We start from the raw sequence: 20,475 nt of genomic DNA, 5'->3' as shown, positions 1-20,475 counted from the left end.
ACACCTGTTCCCTTTCCGAACACAGCAGTTAAGCACAACCAGCCGATGATAGTGCCCACCAGTGCGAAAGTAGGTATCGCCGGATTCATTTACACTTCAAAGCCCCGTTCATACGAACGGGGCTTTTTTGTTGCGCTGATGCGAAGTTCGTAACTCCTCACGGCTTTACTTCTCAATGAGAGTGACTTAGAACTAGCCCTGGAGCTGGTTTGCTGAATAGTTGGTGAGGGGGGTGGCAATGCGAAGGTTTAATTCGCCTGGTCGACGTACCGGAGCTGCGGGGCGCACGGTTGTCTTCATTTTGGCCGGGGTCGGTGGTGTTCTGCTTTTGAGCGGCCTTCTTTGCGGTGGCGGTTTGTTTTTGGTGCTGAATTGGGCGGAGGGGAGTTTTCAAGAGACCTTCAACGCGAATTATCGTGACCATCCAATGGTGCAGGAGCATATTGGCGAAGTCGACACGATGACGATTGACTTTGCTGATATGGCCGCAGTTAAAGAAGATCGTGGTGATCCTGACTACTTGAGTTTCTACGTGGTCGGTACGAAAGGCGAAGGCCAGGTGGTTGTGTTGGTGAAAGAGGGTTTGATTGATACCTGCGAGTTGATAGTTCCAGCGGGAACCTTTCAACTGAAATAGATCAATCCCACCGCGGTCAGTAGGGCTTTCTTGCCACGGCGTTCCGGAGTAAAACAGAGGCACCTATCGTTTGGCCCCTCGTTTTCAGGCATCTGTCTTGGTTGACTCCCGCATCCATCTTCGAATCAAACATCGTGATCGCCGCGGCGCGACTTCTCCGCTCGTTCTGGCAATCGCCGCAGTCGCTGGCTTGATCCTGGTGAGCTGCCTGGTTTGTAGTGGGCTGGTCTATTTCGGCGTAAACTCCCAGGTCACGACCGAGATCAAAAACAAGTTTGGCGAACGGCCAGCTGTGAAAGAGAACATCGGCGAGATCTATCGCGCCTGGATCAACGCCGAGGCGAGCCAAGAGGTAGCCGACCAGTTCGGTCACCCCAATTACGTGGTTTATGATGTCTATGGCTCAGAAGGGGAAGGGCAGCTCGTCATCATGCAGGGAGAAGATGGTTCTCTGGTGGGTGATGAAGGCTTTTTGCGAATCAAAGACGAGGATCTTCCGTTATAGCGGCTGAAGTTCATCGATTGACAGGTATCTTTCATTGAGTGTCAGCCCTTCCGCCTATCGTTTTGAATCGGAGCTGGCCCAGCTTTCTCCCCGCCAACGTCGCGATCGGGGAGTTTTCTATACGCCGTGGGAAGTTGCGCAGGCCGTCGTTCGGCAGGTCGATCAGACGTTAAAGCATCAGTTCGCTTTACCTCTCGGGCTGGCGGATTCAAGTTCGTTTGAGCAAGTGGCCAGAAGGGGAAATATAGTTGCGCCTATCGAATGCAATCCCAGCCAGGCATTCGTCCGAGTTCTCGAGCCATCTTGCGGTACCGGCATTTTTCTAGTCGCTGCCTTACAACAGATGGCGGAGAACATCTTGGCCCAGGCAAGTCGAGAAGGGTTAACGCAATGTCAGGCCAATCTGCGATGGGAAAGTTTCATAGCGGAGGAGCTCCCCCAGAGAATTGCCGCTATTGAACTGATGCCAGAAGCGATCGATCAGGCCCATCTGACAATTTCGCAGTTCTTCCAGGCAACGGGAATCACGAAATACGACCCAACCTGGGTAACGATTCACTGCGGTAACACGCTCGAGCCAGAGGTTCACCAAGAATTAGGTTCGCCAGCGACGGTCATTCTCGGAAATCCCCCCTACGCGGCGGCATCCGCAAACAACGGGTTGTGGATCAAAGAACTTCTTCGGGGGAAAGTTGGCAAGCAAGAGACCTATTGCAGCTACTTTGAGGTGGAAGGCGTCCCGCTGCAGGAAAAGAAGTTGTGGCTGCACGACGACTACGTCAAGTTTCTGAGGGTTTCGCAGTGGCATCTGGAACGGGCCGGGCTGGGGGTTCTCGGCCTGGTCGTGAATCACGGTTTTCTCGACAACGTCACGTTTCGAGGGCTGCGGTATCAATTGCTGCGGCAGTTTAATCGGTTGGAACTGCTCGATTTGAACGGAAACTCGAAGAAGCGAGGAACGGCGGCCTTTCTTTCCCGGGATGAAAGTGTTTTTGATATCGGTCAGGGAGTCGCGATTTCGATTGGTTCGCGGTCTAAGGTCAGCAGCGAAGAGTGCGAAGTTCAGTTCGGGCAGCTTTGGGGAAACCGCGAAGACAAGTTACACGCCTTGTCCCACCAAGGATGGAACGAGCTTGTCGATCAAACTTTGTGTCCGCAGTCGCCCCATTTCTTTCTTGTTCCGCGTCCGACGGATGTTTCAGCAGAGTATTCCCAGGGGATTCCAATCACGGAATTGTTCCGGGAGTCGACCTCAACGGTGGTAACGGCCCGGGATTCTTTAGTCATTGATACGTCCGGGGAGCGTCTTTTGGCTCGGCTTGAAGACTTTCGCGACGCAGCTCTGACCGACGAAGAGATCCGAACGAAGTATTTTCCTCGTCCTCGGAGTGGAAAATATCCGCCAGGGGATACTCGTGGCTGGAAACTTGCCATTGCCCGTACTTCTTTGCGCGAAGATCCGGAATGGAGAAGTCGTCTGACACGCTGTGCGTATCGCCCGTTCGATCACCGCTGGATCTATTGGTCGGCAGAAATGATCGATTGGCCTCGTGGTGAGATCATGCAGGAAATGCAGAAACCGGGGGCAGTAGCGTTGATCGTGCGACGGCAAATGCCCGCGGATCGGCCTGCCAACTACTTTTGGATTGCCGATGCTTTGACGGTCGACGGTATCGTTCGAAGTGACAATCGAGGCAACGAAACGCTTTTGCCCCTATCTTTTCGGGGAAACGAGAACATCAATCGGGACCTGTTGCCCGAATATCTGCGGGGTTCGGTAGGTGGCGAAGCGATCGTCGCGATGATTTACGCGTTGTTTCATAGCAGCGAGTATCGCACCCACTTTATATCGATGCTGCAGATCGAGTTCCCCAGGTTGTTTTTCCCCGTCGAGAAAATGAACTTCGAATGCTTGGCAACGCATGGCCAGAAGTTGATTGCGCTGCATTTGGGAAAAGCGACTTGGGAATATGAGACGGCCATGGCGGAACTGGGACCGGTTGCCGCGGGCTATCCCAAGTATCACGACGGCCAGGTTTGGATCGATCGCCGAACACCCTTGGCGGAAGTGCATGCCGCTGACTGGGCCTATCATGTCGGAAGCCATCAGGTGCTGAAAAAGTGGTTGAAGGACCGTCGGCATCAGATGCTGAGCGCCGAAGATATTTGCCACTACATAGGAATGATCCAGGCCATTCGCGAGACGCGTGAGACGATCGCGCGGATCGATCAAGAAATAGAAAAGCTCGGTGGGTTGCACCGAGCTTTCGGAATTGAACGCAACTCGTAGTTCGCGATTATTCTTCTTCGCGAAGCTTCGCCAGGATCGAATAGTCTTCCAGGGTCGTTGTGTCCTGAACCACTTCTCGGCCAGCGGCGATGTCTTTCAGCAGACGACGCATGATTTTGCCGCTGCGAGTCTTCGGCAGCGAAGCGGTAAAGCGAATGTCGTCCGGAACGGCCAAGGCACCGATTTCTTTACGGACGTGAAGCTTCAAGATTTCGCGGGCTTCGTCTTGATCGTCGGTATTCTTCAGGGTCACGAAGGCCGCAATGGCTTCCCCCTTCAGTTCGTGTGGACGACCGACAACGGCGGCTTCGGCAACCAGCGGGTGGGAAACCAAAGCACTTTCGACTTCGATGGTGCTGAGGCGATGGCCTGCGACGTTGATGACGTCGTCGATACGGCCCATGATCCAGTAATAACCATCTTCGTCGCGGCGAGCATTGTCACCGGCCAGGTACTTGCCGGGAACCTTCGACCAATAGACTTCTTTGAAGCGTTCTTCGTCGCCCCAGATACCTCGCAGCATGCCTGGCCAAGGTTCGGCGATGGTGAGCATGCCGCCCTGGTTGGTACCGCATTCATCCAGTGAGTCGTCATAGATCTTCGGTACGATGCCAAATAGCGGACGAGTGCAACTGCCTGGCTTGGTTGCCGTGGCACCTGGCAGTGGCGACATCATCAGGCCACCCGTTTCGGTTTGCCACCAGGTATCGACGATCGGACAACGTTCTGCACCGATCTTCTTGTGGTACCACATCCAGGCTTCCGGGTTGATCCCTTCACCCACCGTGCCGAGCAAACGAAGGCTCGAGATGTCGTGTTTGTCGACCCATTCGTCACCCCATTTGATGAAGGCACGAATCGCGGTCGGAGCGGTGTACAGGATGGTGACCTTGTACTTCTCGATGATCTCCCAGAAGCGACCTTCGTCCGGGAAGTTCGGAGCACCTTCGTACATCACACAGGTCGCCCCGGCCGTGAATGGTCCGTAAACGACATAGCTGTGACCGGTGATCCAGCCGCAGTCGGCGGTGCACCAATAAATGTCGTCTTCGCGATGATCGAAGACCCATTCAAAGGTCTTCTTGGCGTACAGGTTGTACCCGGCCGTCGTGTGCAGAATGCCCTTCGGTTTGCCGGTCGAACCGCTGGTGTACAGGATGAACAGTGGCGTTTCGCTGTCGAGCTGGGCTGCTTCGCAGTCGCCGGAGACGGCGTCCATTTGCTCGTGCCACCAGACATCGCGATCGGTCTTCATTTCGATGTCGTTGCCGACACGCTTCAGGACGACGCAATGTTCGATCGAAGTCGACTTCTCAAGGGCCTCGTCAACGATTGCCTTCAGTGGCAATTCTTTTCCACGACGCCAACCGGCGTCGGCGGTGACGATCACCTTGGCCTGGGCGTCGTTGTTACGCTCGGCGATCGATTCCGCCGAGAAGCCAGCGAAGATCACCGAGTGGATCGCACCGATGCGGGCACATGCCAACATGGCGATCGCCAGTTCCGGAACCATCGGCATGTAAAGCGAAACGCGGTCCCCTTCCCCAACGCCCAAACCTTTGAGCACGTTGGCGAACTTGCAAACTTCGGCGTGCAGTTCTTTGTAAGTCAGCGTGCGCTGATCGCCTGGTTCACCTTCCCAGATGATGGCCGTCTTGTCGGCGGTCGGTGTGCCGAGGTGGCGATCGAGGCAGTTGTAGCTGACGTTGGTCTTTCCACCGACAAACCACTTGGCGTCGGGGCAGTTCCACTGGAGCACTTCGGTGTAAGGTTCAAACCAATGGAGTTCTTCCTTGGCAAACTTATCCCAGAAAGCTGGCAGGTCCGCTTTGGCTTCGTTCCAGATCTTTTCGTAGTCTTCGATCGACTTGATCTGGGCCTTCGATGCGAACTCTTCACTGGGCGGAAAGAGCCGCGATTCGTGCATCACGTTATCAATCTGCCCGGTTTTTCCATCCGACATGAAAGTTACATCCTAAAAGTGCGTTAATGATGGAGGTTCTACCGCGGAAAGTTCGAGGCGATTTTAGGGAGGGTCCAAGTGGGTGTCAAAGAACAGCCAACTGGACCAGATACCCTAGGAATTGTCTTCGACTTCGACAGTAACTTTGGGAGGATCGACGAAGTCGTCACGCAGTTGTTGAACCTGAGCGACGTCCATCTCACCTGGCTGAAGCCACAAACGATATTGCAACTGAAGGGGCTCTTCCTCCGAGACATCGGTCGCGAAATAGGAACCGAAGCGTCCATAGTCACGTTCGCTGAAGCGAGCCGGTTTGGGGTTTTCAGGGGAATCGAGATAGCAGCAGGTATATCGCTGATCGAAGGCCACGAAGCTCAACGCGTTGAACTCGAGGTCGATGTGTTCTTGGTTGCCGGGCCAGTTACGGAACTTGCCTGGCTCGCCTTTGCCATCGGGACGAACGTAATACGTCTGCTTGGCGGTCTTGTCCGGCACATGCTGCGTGGCACGGAACTGAAAACCGGCATGTTGCGGGTCGCCATCCAACTTTAGATTGTCGGACTTGGCGATCAGCACGGAAGTGAAGTCGATGACCTGGTCCCCTTCCACGTGATAGACCGTCATCTGGCGAAGTTCCGTGGCGAAGGTTTTGCCATCGACGCCGTTCCAGTTGATCTTCAAAACTTGGCGAGCGACCACGGGCCCAACCTCTTCACGGGCGAACTTCTCGTGGGTCTGGCTTTCCTTACGGTTGCAGTGCCAGACGTCGGCGGTTTTCTTCTCGCCGTCTTGTTCGTAGCTGATGCGATTGAAGCCGTAGAAAATCCCGCGGTGATGTTGGAACAATCCGCCGGGACCTTTGGTCAGCAGGTGTTCGCCTTGGGGATCGTACAGATGGTGATAGACCTTCATCGTTTCGTGACGACGATCTTCGTTCGAGCTGTCGACCGCTTCGTACATGTAACGCATCACCGGGCGATCGCCGTAAAGCAGGTCTTTGTATTTGCCTGCTTCGTCCTGAAAGCGGAAGCTGGTCAGGTCATCGAACTTCTTCGAGATCTCGACCTTCAAATCACGCTCGGGGCCGATCAACGATGCGGGCAGTACGAAGTGGAGTTCACGAGCTAGTGGATCGGGGTTCTCGTTGCCGAGACCAGGTTTGGTCAACTGAGCGACGATCGGATCAATTCCTTTGCTGGTCAGTTCGACGACATGCACGTCGGCGAAGCTTTGCGGAACGGAGACATCGACCTGCAAGGGAAGCGGCCGCTTGGCATCGCCCTGGGCAGCGACTTTCACATGAAAGGAATCGGCCGCGAATACGGGCGAAGCGCAGAGTGCGGCGAACAGCAATGAGCGGATGATGTGACCGGGGGCAAACATCAAGCGGAGTCCTTTCGGCATGGCAAATAGGAAATTCTCAATCTTCTATGATAAACGCGTAACCAATCGCAAACCACTAGTGAGTACTTGTGGGCTACGAACTGGACACAAAGTGTCCGCCACCACGCTTTGGAAGGGGTTTGGCTGATCGAGACGGGGCAACGCCAGACAAATCGATGGGGTCAAGGGATGGCGGAGACGTTGCCGTTGGCAGGGAATGGCAACGAGGGCGATCGGACTCAGCGAGTCTTTACAGGCAGGAACCAGCCTGATCGCTCTAGCAGAATATTGTTGGCCAGACACCAACCGCGCGGCAACCCTACCTGAGGCCCCTGAAGCCGCGCAAAACGGCAATTAATGGATGGTATTCTGGCAATTGATGCGGATTGCTCCTTTTAGAAGGGGAGCACCCGACCCAGCCCCAGACGGAATATCGTGGCGACGGCGATCATGGCCTTCCGCATATTGATCTTCGAGCTGCCATATTGCCGCTCGACGAAAACGAACGGAACTTCGACGAAACGAGCCCCGTTGGTGCGCAAGTGAAAAAGGATCTCCTCGAAGAAAGAGTAGCCGTAGCTGAGGAACGAGTCGAAGTCGATCTGTCGCAAAAGGGCGACCGGATAAGCCCGAAAGCTGCCGCTGCAGTCCTTCATCGGCAGGCCCAGCAGCAGTCGCGTGTAAAGGTTGATGCCTCGACTCATGAAGTGTCGCTTAAGCGGCCATCCGGTGATGCCACCTCCTGAGACGTAGCGCGAGCCAATGACAACGGTATGTTCCGCTTCGCTCCCAGACCAGGCTTCCAGCAGTTCCGGGATCTTTTCCGGAGGATGGCTCAGGTCGGCATCCAGGTTGACCATCACGTCGTAATCGTTTTCGACGGCATACTGCATGGCCGCGATGATCGCCGAGCCGAGACCCGGTTTGCCCTTCCGATGGAGGCAGCGAATTCGCGGATTAATCTGCCCCTGATCTTCGCACCAGTCACCGGTGCCATCGGGGGAACCATCATCAATAACGAGCAAATCGACATCGGGCAAAGTGTCCACCAATCGCTCGACGAAGATCGGCAGGTTCTCGATCTCGTTATAGGTCGCGACCGCAATCAAGATTCTCGCGGACTTCGGGGAACGATCAGTCCCCTTAGCGGAAAGCTTATGCGGAGTGGTCGAGAGTTTGTCAGCGATTTCGCTCATTCGTTTCTGAAAAAAAGTGGTGGGCTCTGCCAGGTAGCAGGTCCCGAGGAATTCCAGGCGGGGAGTGCGTATACTGTTATTCTAACCACGCCACCCGCAAAACCGAGATGAGGATTCATGAATTCCGCCGTGGTCACGGCAGAAGAGAGGTCGACCGTCCCGCAAATTGCATACGGCCGCGAATTTTGGCTGGCCTATTTTGCCAATACCGCGCTCATCGTCTGCAACAGCTCTCTGTTCCGTTATTTCGACTTTGTCAGTTTTCTGGGTGGTGACGAATATAACCTCGGACTGATCACCGGGTTCGGCATGGCCGGAGCCGTTCTGATGCGGTTCGTTCAGGGCGCGATGATCGATCGCTTCGGTACCCGCGTCGTCTGGCTGGGATCTTTAGGGCTGCTCATCTGTGCCCTGCTGGGACACTTCGCCGTCGGTCGCATCGATGGTCCGGAGATCTATGGGCTTCGGCTCTGTTACATGGTCGGCCTGGCCGGGGCCTTTGGCTCTTCGATCACGGCCATTTCTTTGAAGGCTCCGAAGGGGCGCGCGACGGAACTGATCGGTGTGCTTGGTTCGTCCGGGTTCATTGGTTTGGGAATTGGACCGCTCGTCGGGGATATCATCTTCGCTGGTTCCGGTACGATCGAGTCGAAGATTCAAATGATGTTTGTCGTGGCGCTTTTCGCGAGTTGTGTTTCGATCGCCCTCACGTTTCTCGCCACCCGAGGCGATCGCCCGCAGGTCTCGCGGAACCACCCTTCCCTTTGGAAGCTGATTCGTGAGTACCATCCCGGCTGGATGTTGGTGATGTCGTTCGCGATGGGAGTCGGCGTGTTGTTTCCGCAGATCTTTCTGCGAAGCTACGCGAAAGAAGTCGGGATCACGAACCTCAGTTCTTTCTTCCTGGTCTATGCGATTACCGCCTTTTCTTTCCGCTTGATGACACGCAAGCTGCCAGAACGGATCGGCGTCAAGAATGCGGCCACCATCGGGATACTGGTCCTGGCGACGAGCTTGGCGTTATATCTTTTCGTCCGCAATCCCTGGCTGCTGCCGATCCCTGCATTTATTGGCGGAATCGCGCATGCGTTGATCTTTCCGGCGATCATCGGCGGCGGGAGCGTGGCGTTTCCGAAGAAGTATCGAGGCACTGGCACGAACTTGATGCTCGTGATGCTCGACTCTGGCGGGCTGGTGGGGCAACCGGTGATTGGGGCATTGATCGCTGGAAGTCGCAAGATGGACTTGCCTGCGTATCCGATTACATTCGTGGCGATCGGCTTGTTGTTGGCGACAATTGCCCTGCTGAATCAACGCTTCGCGAAGCCTGTGGTCGCTCGGGAAGAAGATTCGCCCGATCTGGAAGACCGGGCGATGTGCGTGAACGAATCGCTATAAGCGAGGCAGGCTCGATTGCCTTAGGCTCGCTGTGTGGCCAATTCGCGGTAATAGGCGATCGACTTCCGCAGGCCTTCGTCGAAGTCAACTTCGATCTCGTAGTTCAGCAATTGCGTGGCCAGTGTGTTATCGGCCATGCTGTCCCGGACGTCGCCTGCGCGAGGCGGATCGTGATTGGCTTGAATATCGGTTCCCAGATATTCGTTCAGCAGGCGAAGCAGGGTCAGCAGTGAAGTACTTTTGCCATTGGCAACATTGATCGTCCGACCGGCGACATTCGGGGCAGCCATCGCATTCAGGTTGGCGTTGACGATGTTCTTCACGTAGGTGAAGTCTCGCGACTGTTGCCCGTCACCGTAAACAACCGGCTGCTTGCCTTGCAGCAGCAAGGTCAGGAAGATCGGGATCACGGCCGAGTAAGGGCTGTCAGGATCTTGGCGTGGACCGAAAACGTTGAAGTAACGCAAGCCTACGGTTTCGAGGCCATAGGTATGGAAAAAGGCCTGGCAGTAGTATTCCCCCGCCAGCTTGGCAACCGCGTAAGGCGAAAGCGGAGCAGGCAAGTCGCTCTCTCGCTTCGCCAGGAAAGGCTGATCGCCGTAGGCACTGCTCGACGCGGCATAGACAACACGTTTCACGCCTGCCTTGCGAGCCTCGTTCAATACGTTCAGTGTGCCGGTCACGCAGTGCAAGTTGGTATCAAGAGGACGTTCGACACTCAGCGGAACGGAAGCCAGGGCTGCTTCGTGGAAGACATACTCGACCCCGTTCAATGCTTCGGCCAGTTGGTCGGCGTTGGTGATGCACCCCTCAACGAAGGTGGCCTTGGCATGGTCCGGCAGGTTGTCGCGGCTACCGGTGCTGAGATTGTCGTAGATGACCACTTCGTCACCTCGAGCCAGCAGGCCATCGACAATGTGCGAACCAATAAAACCGGCACCACCGGTGACAAGATACTTGGCCATGGATTTCAAATCGGGAAAGGAGGGTGCGTCGTGCGAGATCTCAACAAGTGACAAACGGCACGTAAGTATAGCACCTATTTCATCACTTTCGTGGCAATCAGCCCGCTCAGTTCGATTCCGGCATATCGGTACGTATCGACCGCGGCGTCGACATCTTCTGCCGACAGATAGCCCAGCGTGGCCTGAAGATACGATCGCGTGGCGACCTGGGCCATCAACGACGAAGCCGCCACGTCGGGGCCTTCACCTGCGATCAGCACGACTGGGTAGCTCTTTAAGATCTCGCGAATCTGATCCCGCAGTGATGACAGGTCCTGCTCGCTGGTGGTCAGCATGAACGACGACTTGCCCGCTGGGATGAAGGCGATTCCAGAGTCGCTATCAACGTAGGTGCCATCCTGACGATATGTCTCGCGGCGGACCGCTTCAAACAGGCCTGGGCTGTGGCGAAGACCGAGCTGCTCGGAAAGCGTTTTGGAACGCATCGCTCCGTCGATTACCAGCACGTCGCACGATTGTTGACTGAGCCAGGCCGCCAACTGCAAGACCGCCGTCCCAGAGGACTGGCCAGGCACGCAGGTTCCGACAAAGATCACTTGTGGATCGCTTAAGAGCAGGAAGTCGAGCGGACCAAAGATCTTCTCGCTCAGATCCGCAAATTCCTGTTCGAGGTGGGGCTGGTCCAGATCGGCGATTGCCTTCCGAATCGGCTCAACGTGCGGAATCTGCTTCTGCGGGGCCGCTTTGTGGGCAGGGGCTCGAAATATCGGCGTGCTTCCTGCGGGTCCGGGTGTCGGTAAAGATGATGGTGCCGAAGCCTTTGGTGGAACTGCCGGAGCAGGTGGTGGCGTTGCTTTGGCGGCTGCCGCAGCGGCGGCAAGCTGTGCCTTGGCCTGTCGCTGGACGCGATCTTCGACTTCGCGAAGCTTCTGGGCGAACGCTTCTTCTTGAACTTGTAACTGCTTACGAAGTTCCGATTCGATCGACTTCAAATCGGTCTCGATCGTCTTGGCGGAACGATCATGTTCTTCCAGCGTATCGCGAAGGCGGACGATTTCGGCTTCGTGCCGTTGATCATGCGACTGCAGCGTTTCCCGAACCTGAAGCACTTCGCGGGCGATCGTATCACGCTGCTTCAAGACAATCGAAAGCTGCTCGGTCAGCTTGGCGATCAACTGCTGCTGTTCGGCCGATTGGGGCGATTCTTTGGGTGGCTCTGCGGGAGCTTCCACAGGAGCAGGTTCAGGCTTGGCTTTTGCTTTGACCTTCGTCTGTATCTTCGCGGGCTTCTCGACCGGTTCTTCCAGCACGATGGTCTGGCTGGCCGGCGGCCGCGGCTCGGCTGCGTTGGCCCGGGCGGCTTCCGGCTGAGATTCCTTCGACACCGGTGGCGGGGTCTCAGGAGGTGCCGAGGCCGACTTCTGCGGGGAAGTCGGCGCGGGCTCCTGAGATTGCAGACCTTGCAGTGCTTTCAGGAATCGTGCCATGGTGGAAGCTTACGCGTGTTCGCGACGCAACTGCGAGAACAGTTGGCGATAGGTACGACGGCGTGGAGCAGGCATCTTCGGATGAACTGGCTCTTCTTGACCGGCTGGCGATTCGATCACGATGATGTCGCGATCGTCCAGGTTGGTGAAGCTGGTCGAATCGGTCGAGAAGTCACGCGAAACCACCAACGAGTCGGCATCGGCGTATTCTGGTTGCACCACGTCGACTTCGGAAGGATTCTCTTCCGTGCCGATCAGGAACGCGGCAATCTCCGAGTTCTTTGGGCTCAGCACGCGGCGGATACCTTTGACCTCGGCATCCCCCAGCGAGGCGAAGCGGTCAATGATCACCTCTTCCTGGGCGAACCGTTCCTCGAATGGGTTGGCAGCGTTCTGGAACGTGAGCTCAACTTCGGGTTCTTCCGCAGCGATCGGCTCGAACTCTTGTTCTTCAGAAGCTTGTTCGCGATCTTGGAAGCGGACGACCGCTGGGAACTCGGCAACCGTTTCGGTCGGTTCTTCCAGCGAACCAAATTCGATCAGCGAATCAGTCGAATGGGCGGCGTCGTGACGAATCTGACGCTTTGGTGCTGGCAGACGCTGCAGATCGGCCCAGGCCTCTTCGACCCCTTCGCCATCCAGCGTTCGCATATCACCCAACGATGCCAGCAGCAACGAGTGATCGCAGATCTGATTGATCAGACGCGGCACACCCGAGGTCAGGCGAGCGATCGCTTCGATGGCCGAGTCATCGAAGATCGTTCGCTTGGCACCTACCTGCTTGATCTGCTGACGAACATAGAGAGAGACTTCCGCAGTGCTCAAGGGCTGAAGGTAGGCCCGAGCTCCGATGCGTTGGCTGAACGAAACCAGGTACGGGCTGGCCAGTCGTTCTTCCAGGCTCATGTTGCCCATCAACACGACCGAGACCCGCGATCGTTCGTTGTGAGCAAAGTTCGTCAGCAGACGTAATTCTTCCAGCAGACGAATCGGCAGCAGATCGGCTTCGTCGGCCAGAATGACAATCCCCATCAAGCGGCGGCTGTCGACACGTTCGACATACTCGGCGAACTGGATGCGCAGTTCACCTTCTTCCATACCACGATGAGGCAGCCCCAACTCGTAGGCCAATGCTTGCAGCAATGCACGACGCGAACCGCAATGTCCGCTGTTCAAATGCACTACTTCAAACTGACCATCCAGTTCGTCTTGCAGGCGGAGGGCGATGGTCGACTTACCCAGACCTGGGGCGGCGACCAGCGTGGCGATACCTTCGTCTCGGCGAACGCATCGCAAGATGGTGTCGATCGCTTCGGCATGCGAATCCGATTCCACGTATCCGGCGAGCGACGGAACGCTTGGAAAAGGGCGATGCGAGAAACCAAAGAATTCTTCGTACATGGTCATCCGTGTCCCGGGGAAGGCTATCAGTTCCGCGTCCATGCGGGTGATCGAACTTTCAATTTAAGCAAAGGGTCATTCATTGCATCGGCATTTCTTACGGCTCTTCTCCAAACGGAGGGCCGTCCATCCGATGCTATGTCACTCTTCCTGGCAGAACGCGCAATACTTCGCGAACTGCTGCCAGGGGATCGTCTTTGAGGAGCTGGCTATACTCCGGCTGCGTTTGGGTTGCTAGCACCACCAGGGCAACCACACCCAGAATGGTGAGTTCCGCCAGGCGAGTGATCCAGAACGAAACCCGCCGTAGCGGCCAAGGTTTGGCGGGGGGAGGCCCAATCGCGGCATCGACCGTGACCGTTGCCAAAACCGGAATCGGCGAAACCGCGGCCAGCTTGCCCGAGGTCGAAACAACATTAGGTTGAGCGGCGCTTGATGCGAACTGAAACGAGATCAGCCCGGCGAAGATCGCCCAACCACCCAGGACCAGCAATGCGGTCGATTTCCAAGATCCCCCGATCGAGGCGACGCGAAACTGGTCGCCGGGCACATGCATGACAATTCCATTGAGGAAGCCAAGAGCCTTGTCGGCGTCCTTCTTCATGCCGTTGATCGAATTGAGCCGGGCCGCTGCCTGCTGACGCTGCTGCCTCAGATCGGCGATGCGACGGTCGTTGTTGTTGGGGGTTGGCTCGAGCTGCGGCTTGGGAAGTGGCTTCGGTTCGCTTCCAGCATATTGAGGAACAACCGACAGCGATTGTCGAACCTCTTCCACCTTCCGACGCTGATTGATCACCACCGGGTGACTGTCGGTTCGGGTCTCGAGCATGTTCCGCAGTTCGTCTTCGGCCTGGGAGACCGCTGCCATCGCGGCCGACCATTCCGGATTGACCTGGCGAGTTGGCGGTGTGATGGTTGCCACAGGAGCCGGAGCCGCAGGAATGCCTTCGTGCAAGCCACGCAGTTCGGCGTCGATCGCGACGACGCGCGTCTTGGCCTCTTCGAGTTGACCAGAGTAGGTCCCTTCGATGTTCGAGACCTTTTCTCGTTTCCAGTCGTTGAACTCGCGTTGGAAATCTTCGAGCACGTTGGCGATCAGTTGCGAACAACTTTCGCGGTTGCCTGCGTAGAAGTGGATGCCGATGGTGATCTCGCCGCCGACACGCTGATGGTTGATCTCCATTCGGCGGCGGAGGATTTCAATCGCGGTGGCTTCTTCCTCGACACCCAGTTCCCGCCGAAGCTGCGGGTCTTGTGCCAAGTAGTCGCCTAGCTGCTGATCGGTGGTTGTGGATTGAAGGATTTCCTGAACGAGCGGTTCCAGGTGGGCATGCGCTTCCGACTCTCGCGAGTCCGAGACAATGGTTGCCTGACCGTCGCCGATGAAACCGGATTGCCCGGTGCGACACCATGGCAGACCGACCACCAGGACGGCAACGACCACGACGATCGCTCGATACCAAATCCAAAGACCTCCGTGTCGGGACTTTGGTGGGGTGTATCTTGGTTGAGTCATAGACACCAGATGGGTCACCCAAAGCAAAGGATGCTGTAAACTGAACTGAGAGCTGAACGGGGTGTCCTCCTGACATCGCCGCTATTCACTTTGCATCGGTTTCACGCAGCAGAATATTCCGTCTGCAGTGGCGGTTAACGAATATACGGACCAAGTCGATCATGCCTGTGCCTGAGATGTTCCGCATCAAGATCTGCGGACTGAACGATTTCGAGAACGCGATCGCGGTCGCTCATAGCGGCGCCGATGCGATCGGGCTCAATTTCTTTCCGAAGAGCAAACGGCGAATCGACCTGACGACCGCCGAGCGGATCGCTAACTTCGTCCGCGGCGAAGTACAGATCGTCGGATTGTTCGTGAACGCTTCGCTCGAAGAGATCGCCGAGACCCATCAGAAGTTGGGCCTCGACTGGATCCAATTGCACGGGGACGAAACGGCCGAGTTGGCGCTCTCTATATATAAGGAAACAAACGTCCCGATCATGGCGGCCAGTCGCGGAAGACTTCATCGCTGGAAGACACTTCCCGATGGCTTTCAACCGCATGCCCAATTGATGGACGCCGCCGTCGACGGGGCATATGGCGGGACCGGACATCTTTCCGACTGGGAATTGGCCGCAACCTGGCGGTCGGACGAGCTGATTCAGCGCTTCGTGCTAGCGGGAGGATTGACCCCCGAGAACGTGACGGGAGCGATCTCCGTGGTGAGGCCTTCCGCGGTCGATGTGGCGGGGGGCGTCGAGATTGCAGGCCAACCAGGGCTGAAAGATATGGTCAAAGTCGAGCAATTTGTCTCCGCCGCACATCGGGCGTTTGGCGCGATCACGTAATAGGCGACTTCGATAGGTACCGCATGCGAAGGGATTTCGGGCAAAAAGTTGCCTGAATTTGAAGCTGATACCAACGGTTTCCCGTTAAGCTGGCCCCTTCATCCCGGGTTGCTAAAGAGTGCCAGCACTTTATCATAGCAGTTTAGTTACGGCGCAAATTTGTGCGTATTTGAGCCTTGCGAGACCGCCGGGAATCACGGACCGCAGAAGGCTCACTCCCCCCGTCCCTTTCAATACAAGGTACAGTTCACAGTGTCGCAAGTCGAAAAGCTTCCGTACAAGGTTAAGGACATCTCCCTCGCGAAGCGCGGCCGTCAGGAAATCAACCTGGCCGAAGTCGAAATGCCCGGCTTGATGGCGCTGCGTGAAAAGTATCGCGACGAAAAGCCACTGGCTGGCGCTCGGATCGCAGGCTGTCTGCACATGACGATCCAGACTGCCGTGCTGATTGAAACGCTGGTCGAGCTGGGTGCTGAAGTCACCTGGAGCAGCTGCAATATCTTCTCGACCCAGGATCACGCTGCTGCAGCCATGGCCGAAGCAGGTATCCCAGTCTACGCCTGGAAGGGCATGACCGAAGAAGAATTCGATTGGTGCATCGAGCAGACCATCTTCTTCCCCGATGGCAAGCCGCTGAACCTGATCCTGGACGACGGTGGTGACCTGACCGCCATGGTCCACAACAAGTTCCCCGAGCTTCTGGACGGTATCAAGGGTCTGTCGGAAGAAACCACCACGGGCGTTCACCGTCTATACCAGATGCACCAGAAGGGTGACCTGAAGACCCCAGCCATCAACGTCAACGACTCGGTCACCAAGAGCAAGTTCGACAACTTGTACGGCTGCCGCGAATCGCTGGCCGACGGTATCAAGCGTGCGACCGACGTGATGGTTGCCGGCAAGATCGTCGTTGTCGCTGGTTACGGTGACGTCGGTAAGGGTTGTGCCCAGTCGATGCGTGGCTTCGGTGCTCGCGTGATCATCACCGAAATCGATCCAATCAACGCCCTGCAGGCCGCGATGGAAGGTTACGAAGTCACCACGATGGAAGAATGCTGCGATCGTGCCGACATCTTCGTCACCACGACCGGCAACCGTGACATCATCACCGGCGAACACATGAGCCGGATGAAGAACGACGCCATCGTCTGCAACATCGGTCACTTCGATCTTGAAATCGACATGGCCTGGATTAACGGTCAGAAGGACGTCACCCGCGAGTGCATCAAGCCAAGCTCGCAGGAAGGTGGCCCAGTCGATCGTTACACGTTCGCCGATGGTCACAGCATCCTGATCCTGGCCGAAGGCCGCCTGGTGAACCTGGGCTGTGCAACTGGTCACCCATCGTTCGTCATGTCGGCTTCGTTCACCAACCAGGTGATCGCTCAGCTCGAACTGTGGAAGAACGCTGAAAAGTACCCACTGGGTGTTCACGTTCTGCCGAAGTCGCTGGACGAAGAAGTTGCTCGCTTGCACCTCGATAAGCTCGGCGTGAAGATGACCAAGATGTCGCAGGCTCAAGCCGACTACATCGGTGTGCCCGTCAACGGTCCTTACAAGCCAGATCACTACCGCTACTAAGCGGACCCGAGCCCAAGCGGCTCTTGTGACCAGCTAAGAAAAAGGCCTCGTCCCGGTGACGAGGCCTTTTTTTGTGCTTGTCGGATTGCCCTGCATTGGTGGGGCAACCAAATCGACTACTGGAATGCGCCTGGATGCTTCAGAACGAATAGGATCAAGATCGTCTCCAGGTTTTCACCCGACTGCGCGAAGGCAGCGTCGAACTTCTCGAAAGGATCACGCCCAGGAAGATCGTGCCGGGCGATCTCTTTGTAGGCGGTTGCCAGGTCTTCGTCCTGGTTGGCCTCGATGGTGCCGGTTTGAATCGAGGCTGCCTCGAAGATGCCGGCGATCTTGTTCGCTCCCATTTCTTTCAGGGCGTTCAAAGCAACCTTTTGTTCGGCAACGGGAGTTGTCAGGAAGTATTCCTCGTGGCCGCTGTCGGTTACGTCCGTCATATAGCTCCAGACAGCCCAATACTTCTGATGCGAGTCCGAGAGTTGGTCGAATTCGAACTCGAAGACACGATCCATAACGTAATAGGTTGGAGCTTCAATTCCCTTCATCTCCAGCAAGATCTCGCCGATGTGTTCTGGGTATTCGATGACTGGATTGGTGAGCTCTTCGATCAGGAATTGTTCCGTGTTCTTATCTGGGTTGTTGGCATAAGCTTGAACCGCCGCCAGGTAGACCCAGTACATTCGTTCTTCGTCAATCGAGGCTTTGGCCTGTTCGATCAGTGGCAACAAGATCTCGTGGGGGATCTTGATTTCGTGATCGTTAAGTGCGTCTAAAGCATCGGCTGTGGTCAGATTGTCTGGCTGAAGACTGTCTTTGGTCACCAGAGTGGCAACAGCACGATCGGCGTCGATTTGTAGCATTAGCTCTTCGGCCGAAACTCCAAAGTCGTAGATGTCCAGGTCCTTTCCGCGGACCGCATCCACAGCTGGGAAGATCTCGCGGAGGAACTTCTTGGACGCTACTTGTTCGGTGATGGAATCCTGAATTCCATTGAGACCGTTCACGACCACAGCCACATCCTGGTCGGCAAGTAGCTTTTGCAATGGTTCGACACAATCGCTTTTGCCGATCGCTCCCAACCCATAGGCGACTTCTTGACGCAGCATTGGATCGGGCAGATCAACCAGCTTGGTTAGCGGCGCGATCGCCTCTTGCGGACCGAGCGGGGCAAGGAGGTAGACGATTCGATCCAATGGGGAATGGCCATATCCGGTGGTGACCTCCTCAAAAGACTGCGACCGGATACGGGGATCGTCCAGCGCCTTCACCAGGAACGGAACAGCTCGCCCACCCACCACCGACAGCCGCATGACATTCCAATTGTCGTCTTCTTCTTGAAAGAGCTGAGCGACCATTGACTCGATCTCGGCATCCTCCAGGTCGTCCGGAGCCCGGAAGTTGTGTTCCTCCAAATCTTCACGATCCAGCTTGGCAAGCGACGGATAAGCCAACCAACGCTGAAAGCGAGCCTTGGCCATAAAGTTCCGGTGGACCACGATCCCGACCGTCGTGAGCAAAGTGACCACGATCAGGACAGCGATCATCAGGCCTGTCTTGAAAGACCAATTCATCAGCAAGGCAATCTACAAATCGGTTCCGAGGGCAGGGCAGGGAAAACAGGCGTCTGTTTGATTATCTCACATCCACCCACGGGGGTCTATCGACGGGCAGTTGGGGCCTTGGTGATGCCCCCTTGGACTTTTCCAATTGCAACAGGTAGGTTGTTTCACGTGAAACATGACGCTTGCGAAAGAAATGAAATCCATGCCTGACATCCGCGCTTTGCACGGTCTTCGATACGATCTGGGCCACATTGGTTCCCTGGCCGAGGTTATCTCCCCGGCTGAAGTCGCCTCCGATCCGACCCTGGTCGACTCGTTGTTCGAGCGTCATCCGGCCAACGTCATCCGGATCTTGGCCAACCGGGAAGAGCCTGGCGACGACCAACTCAACAACCGATTCACGCGAGCCCGCCGCTTCCTGACCGACTGGCAGCGGCAAGGTGTTTTGCAACGCGAGCCCGACCCAGCGATCTATGTCTATCACCAGGATTTCGACTGGAACGGCCAGCGGGTGACCCGCCGAGGGTTCCTGGCCGGGCTGACTCTGGAGGAGATCGACCAACAGCAATACGAAGCCCTGCTGCTCTTGCTCAACCAACCAGCCCAGGAAGCCTTGGAGATGCTCCGGGCAACGCAGACCAATGTTCGTCCTGGCATCGCCTTGTATGCGGACTCAAGCATTTCGGTGCAGCAGGTTCTGGAGAACCAGATTGCAACCGCGACGCCTCTGATCGCCAAGGATGAAGCTGGGGTCGTACATCGACTGTGGCCAGTCACCGATCATCAGGTGATTGGCCAGATCCGAGAGAAGATGGCCCATCGTCAGATGTTCCGCAACGCCATGGACGACTTCCTGCCGGCAACCCTCAACCGGTACGAACTTGCTCAGCGTGGCGAACTGACCCCGATGCACCCAGCGAACTTCATGTTGACCGCCTTCTTCGAGCTGACCGAGCCAGGCTTCGAGCCGAAGCTCCGGTTTCCTCTCGCGCATGCCGCGCCGCGTCTGACCAGCAGCGAACTGGTCGAGAAGCTTGGCGTTCACTTCGACTGCCAGGTGATGGACAAAGGTCTGGAGGCAGCCGCCGAACTATGGGAAGAGATGCAGACCAGCAGTGAGTTGGGGCACTTTGGTATCTACTGCGGAGCGGACCAGACCTGGGTCTCGGTCATGCTCACCGCCGATGGTCAGGTCCGCATGGAGGAAGCGACCCCAGAGCGAGACGAAGCCTGGCGTGACCTCGACGAGAACCTCTGGGAGTGGCTGGTCCTAACCGAGCTCTTGGAAACGGCCGATGCCAAGCAGACCTATGCCCGGTCAGTCGAGAACCTGGTCGGAGTCCTGCAAGAGGACCAAGGGGGCGAGATCTCTTTGGCGGCGATGATCCGCCCGGTCTGCATGACCCAATACCAATCGTTCCTGGAACGTCAGGTCAGCTTCTTCCATAAGATTGAAACCGACCCGGCTCCGGTATGCGGACTGGTGATCAATCGTCTTGCCTGATCGCTACCGTTTCACGTGGAACAATTCCCTCGGGCCCGTATCTCTGACAGGTCCGAGGGGCAACTCTGGATGCCTCGCCGGACCGATCTGCAGGTCCGGCTTTCTACCTTTGGCAATCGTTGCTCGAGGTGGCTCCCTTTTGGAATGACCTCGCCAGAGTGTCAAAATGGGTGTTTCACGTGAAACAGTGAGGAATGCGGAAACTGTTTCACGTGAAACACGTCCCCAGAAACGCAAAGTGCCGTTTCCTCGTTTTT

General features: G+C 56.4%; 15 protein-coding genes. 7 read left to right on the top strand and 8 right to left on the bottom strand.

From position 1 onward, the window contains the following. Window positions 1-328 precede the first annotated feature (328 nt). From AB1L30_RS03000 to AB1L30_RS02990, 3 genes are all read left to right on the top strand, one after another. Window positions 329-637, top strand: coding sequence for a hypothetical protein (locus tag AB1L30_RS03000; RefSeq protein ID WP_367011875.1), 309 nt, complete (start codon window positions 329-331; stop codon window positions 635-637). A 97-nt stretch (window positions 638-734) separates the two neighbouring features. Further along, on the top strand, window positions 735-1,142 hold the full coding sequence (locus tag AB1L30_RS02995) for a hypothetical protein (protein ID WP_367011874.1): 408 nt from the start codon (window positions 735-737) through the stop codon (window positions 1,140-1,142). 463 nt (window positions 1,143-1,605) lie between these two features. After that, entirely contained in the window at window positions 1,606-3,432 is a 1,827-nt protein-coding gene (locus tag AB1L30_RS02990) for a type ISP restriction/modification enzyme (RefSeq protein WP_367011873.1), read from the top strand. 7 nt (window positions 3,433-3,439) lie between these two features. On the opposite strand, the gene acs is transcribed toward AB1L30_RS02990, so the two are convergent. The 3 genes from acs to AB1L30_RS02975 form a co-directional block, all read right to left on the bottom strand. After that, on the bottom strand, window positions 3,440-5,395 hold the full coding sequence (gene acs / locus AB1L30_RS02985) for an acetate--CoA ligase (RefSeq protein ID WP_367011872.1): 1,956 nt from the start codon (window positions 5,393-5,395) through the stop codon (window positions 3,440-3,442). Window positions 5,396-5,509: 114 nt separating this feature from the next. Beyond that, a complete protein-coding gene (locus AB1L30_RS02980) occupies window positions 5,510-6,778 on the bottom strand; it encodes a DUF6807 family protein (RefSeq protein ID WP_367011871.1) in 1,269 nt (422 codons plus the stop codon). A gap of 395 nt (window positions 6,779-7,173) precedes the next feature. Continuing rightward, a complete protein-coding gene (locus AB1L30_RS02975; RefSeq protein WP_367011870.1) occupies window positions 7,174-7,974 on the bottom strand; it encodes a polyprenol monophosphomannose synthase in 801 nt (266 codons plus the stop codon). Window positions 7,975-8,091: 117 nt separating this feature from the next. Between AB1L30_RS02975 and AB1L30_RS02970 the strand changes: the two genes are divergently transcribed. Further along, window positions 8,092-9,372: an MFS transporter gene (locus AB1L30_RS02970; RefSeq protein WP_367011869.1), complete on the top strand. Its 1,281-nt coding sequence runs from the start codon at window positions 8,092-8,094 to the stop codon at window positions 9,370-9,372. 20 nt (window positions 9,373-9,392) lie between these two features. On the opposite strand, the gene AB1L30_RS02965 is transcribed toward AB1L30_RS02970, so the two are convergent. The 4 genes from AB1L30_RS02965 to AB1L30_RS02950 all read right to left on the bottom strand — a co-directional run bounded on the left by AB1L30_RS02965 (window position 9,393) and on the right by AB1L30_RS02950 (window position 14,669). Further along, window positions 9,393-10,337, bottom strand: a complete 945-nt coding sequence (locus AB1L30_RS02965) for an SDR family oxidoreductase (RefSeq protein WP_367011868.1) — start codon at window positions 10,335-10,337, stop codon at window positions 9,393-9,395. A gap of 74 nt (window positions 10,338-10,411) precedes the next feature. Then, window positions 10,412-11,824 (bottom strand): hypothetical protein, encoded by a 1,413-nt coding sequence (locus AB1L30_RS02960; RefSeq protein WP_367011867.1) that lies wholly within the window; start codon window positions 11,822-11,824, stop codon window positions 10,412-10,414. 9 nt (window positions 11,825-11,833) lie between these two features. Beyond that, window positions 11,834-13,267, bottom strand: a complete 1,434-nt coding sequence (locus AB1L30_RS02955; RefSeq protein ID WP_367011866.1) for an AAA family ATPase — start codon at window positions 13,265-13,267, stop codon at window positions 11,834-11,836. 94 nt (window positions 13,268-13,361) lie between these two features. Next, window positions 13,362-14,669, bottom strand: a complete 1,308-nt coding sequence (locus AB1L30_RS02950; RefSeq protein WP_367011864.1) for a hypothetical protein — start codon at window positions 14,667-14,669, stop codon at window positions 13,362-13,364. Window positions 14,670-14,902: 233 nt separating this feature from the next. Here AB1L30_RS02950 and AB1L30_RS02945 point away from each other — a divergent pair, with 233 nt between their 5' ends. Next, window positions 14,903-15,571, top strand: a complete 669-nt coding sequence (locus tag AB1L30_RS02945; RefSeq protein WP_367011863.1) for a phosphoribosylanthranilate isomerase — start codon at window positions 14,903-14,905, stop codon at window positions 15,569-15,571. 252 nt (window positions 15,572-15,823) lie between these two features. Continuing rightward, window positions 15,824-17,152, top strand: a complete 1,329-nt coding sequence (gene ahcY / locus AB1L30_RS02940) for an adenosylhomocysteinase (RefSeq protein WP_367011862.1) — start codon at window positions 15,824-15,826, stop codon at window positions 17,150-17,152. 116 nt (window positions 17,153-17,268) lie between these two features. Here ahcY and AB1L30_RS02935 read toward each other — a convergent pair whose 3' ends face one another. Beyond that, window positions 17,269-18,723 (bottom strand): DUF4375 domain-containing protein, encoded by a 1,455-nt coding sequence (locus AB1L30_RS02935; RefSeq protein ID WP_367011861.1) that lies wholly within the window; start codon window positions 18,721-18,723, stop codon window positions 17,269-17,271. A gap of 193 nt (window positions 18,724-18,916) precedes the next feature. On the opposite strand from AB1L30_RS02935, the gene AB1L30_RS02930 reads away from it, so the two are divergent. Continuing rightward, window positions 18,917-20,218: a DUF1015 family protein gene (locus tag AB1L30_RS02930; protein ID WP_367011860.1), complete on the top strand. Its 1,302-nt coding sequence runs from the start codon at window positions 18,917-18,919 to the stop codon at window positions 20,216-20,218. Window positions 20,219-20,475: the final 257 nt, after the last annotated feature.

This window comes from Bremerella sp. JC817 (genome assembly GCF_040718835.1).
Classification (GTDB): domain Bacteria; phylum Planctomycetota; class Planctomycetia; order Pirellulales; family Pirellulaceae; genus Bremerella.
This window is presented reverse-complemented; position numbering and strand designations above follow the sequence as displayed.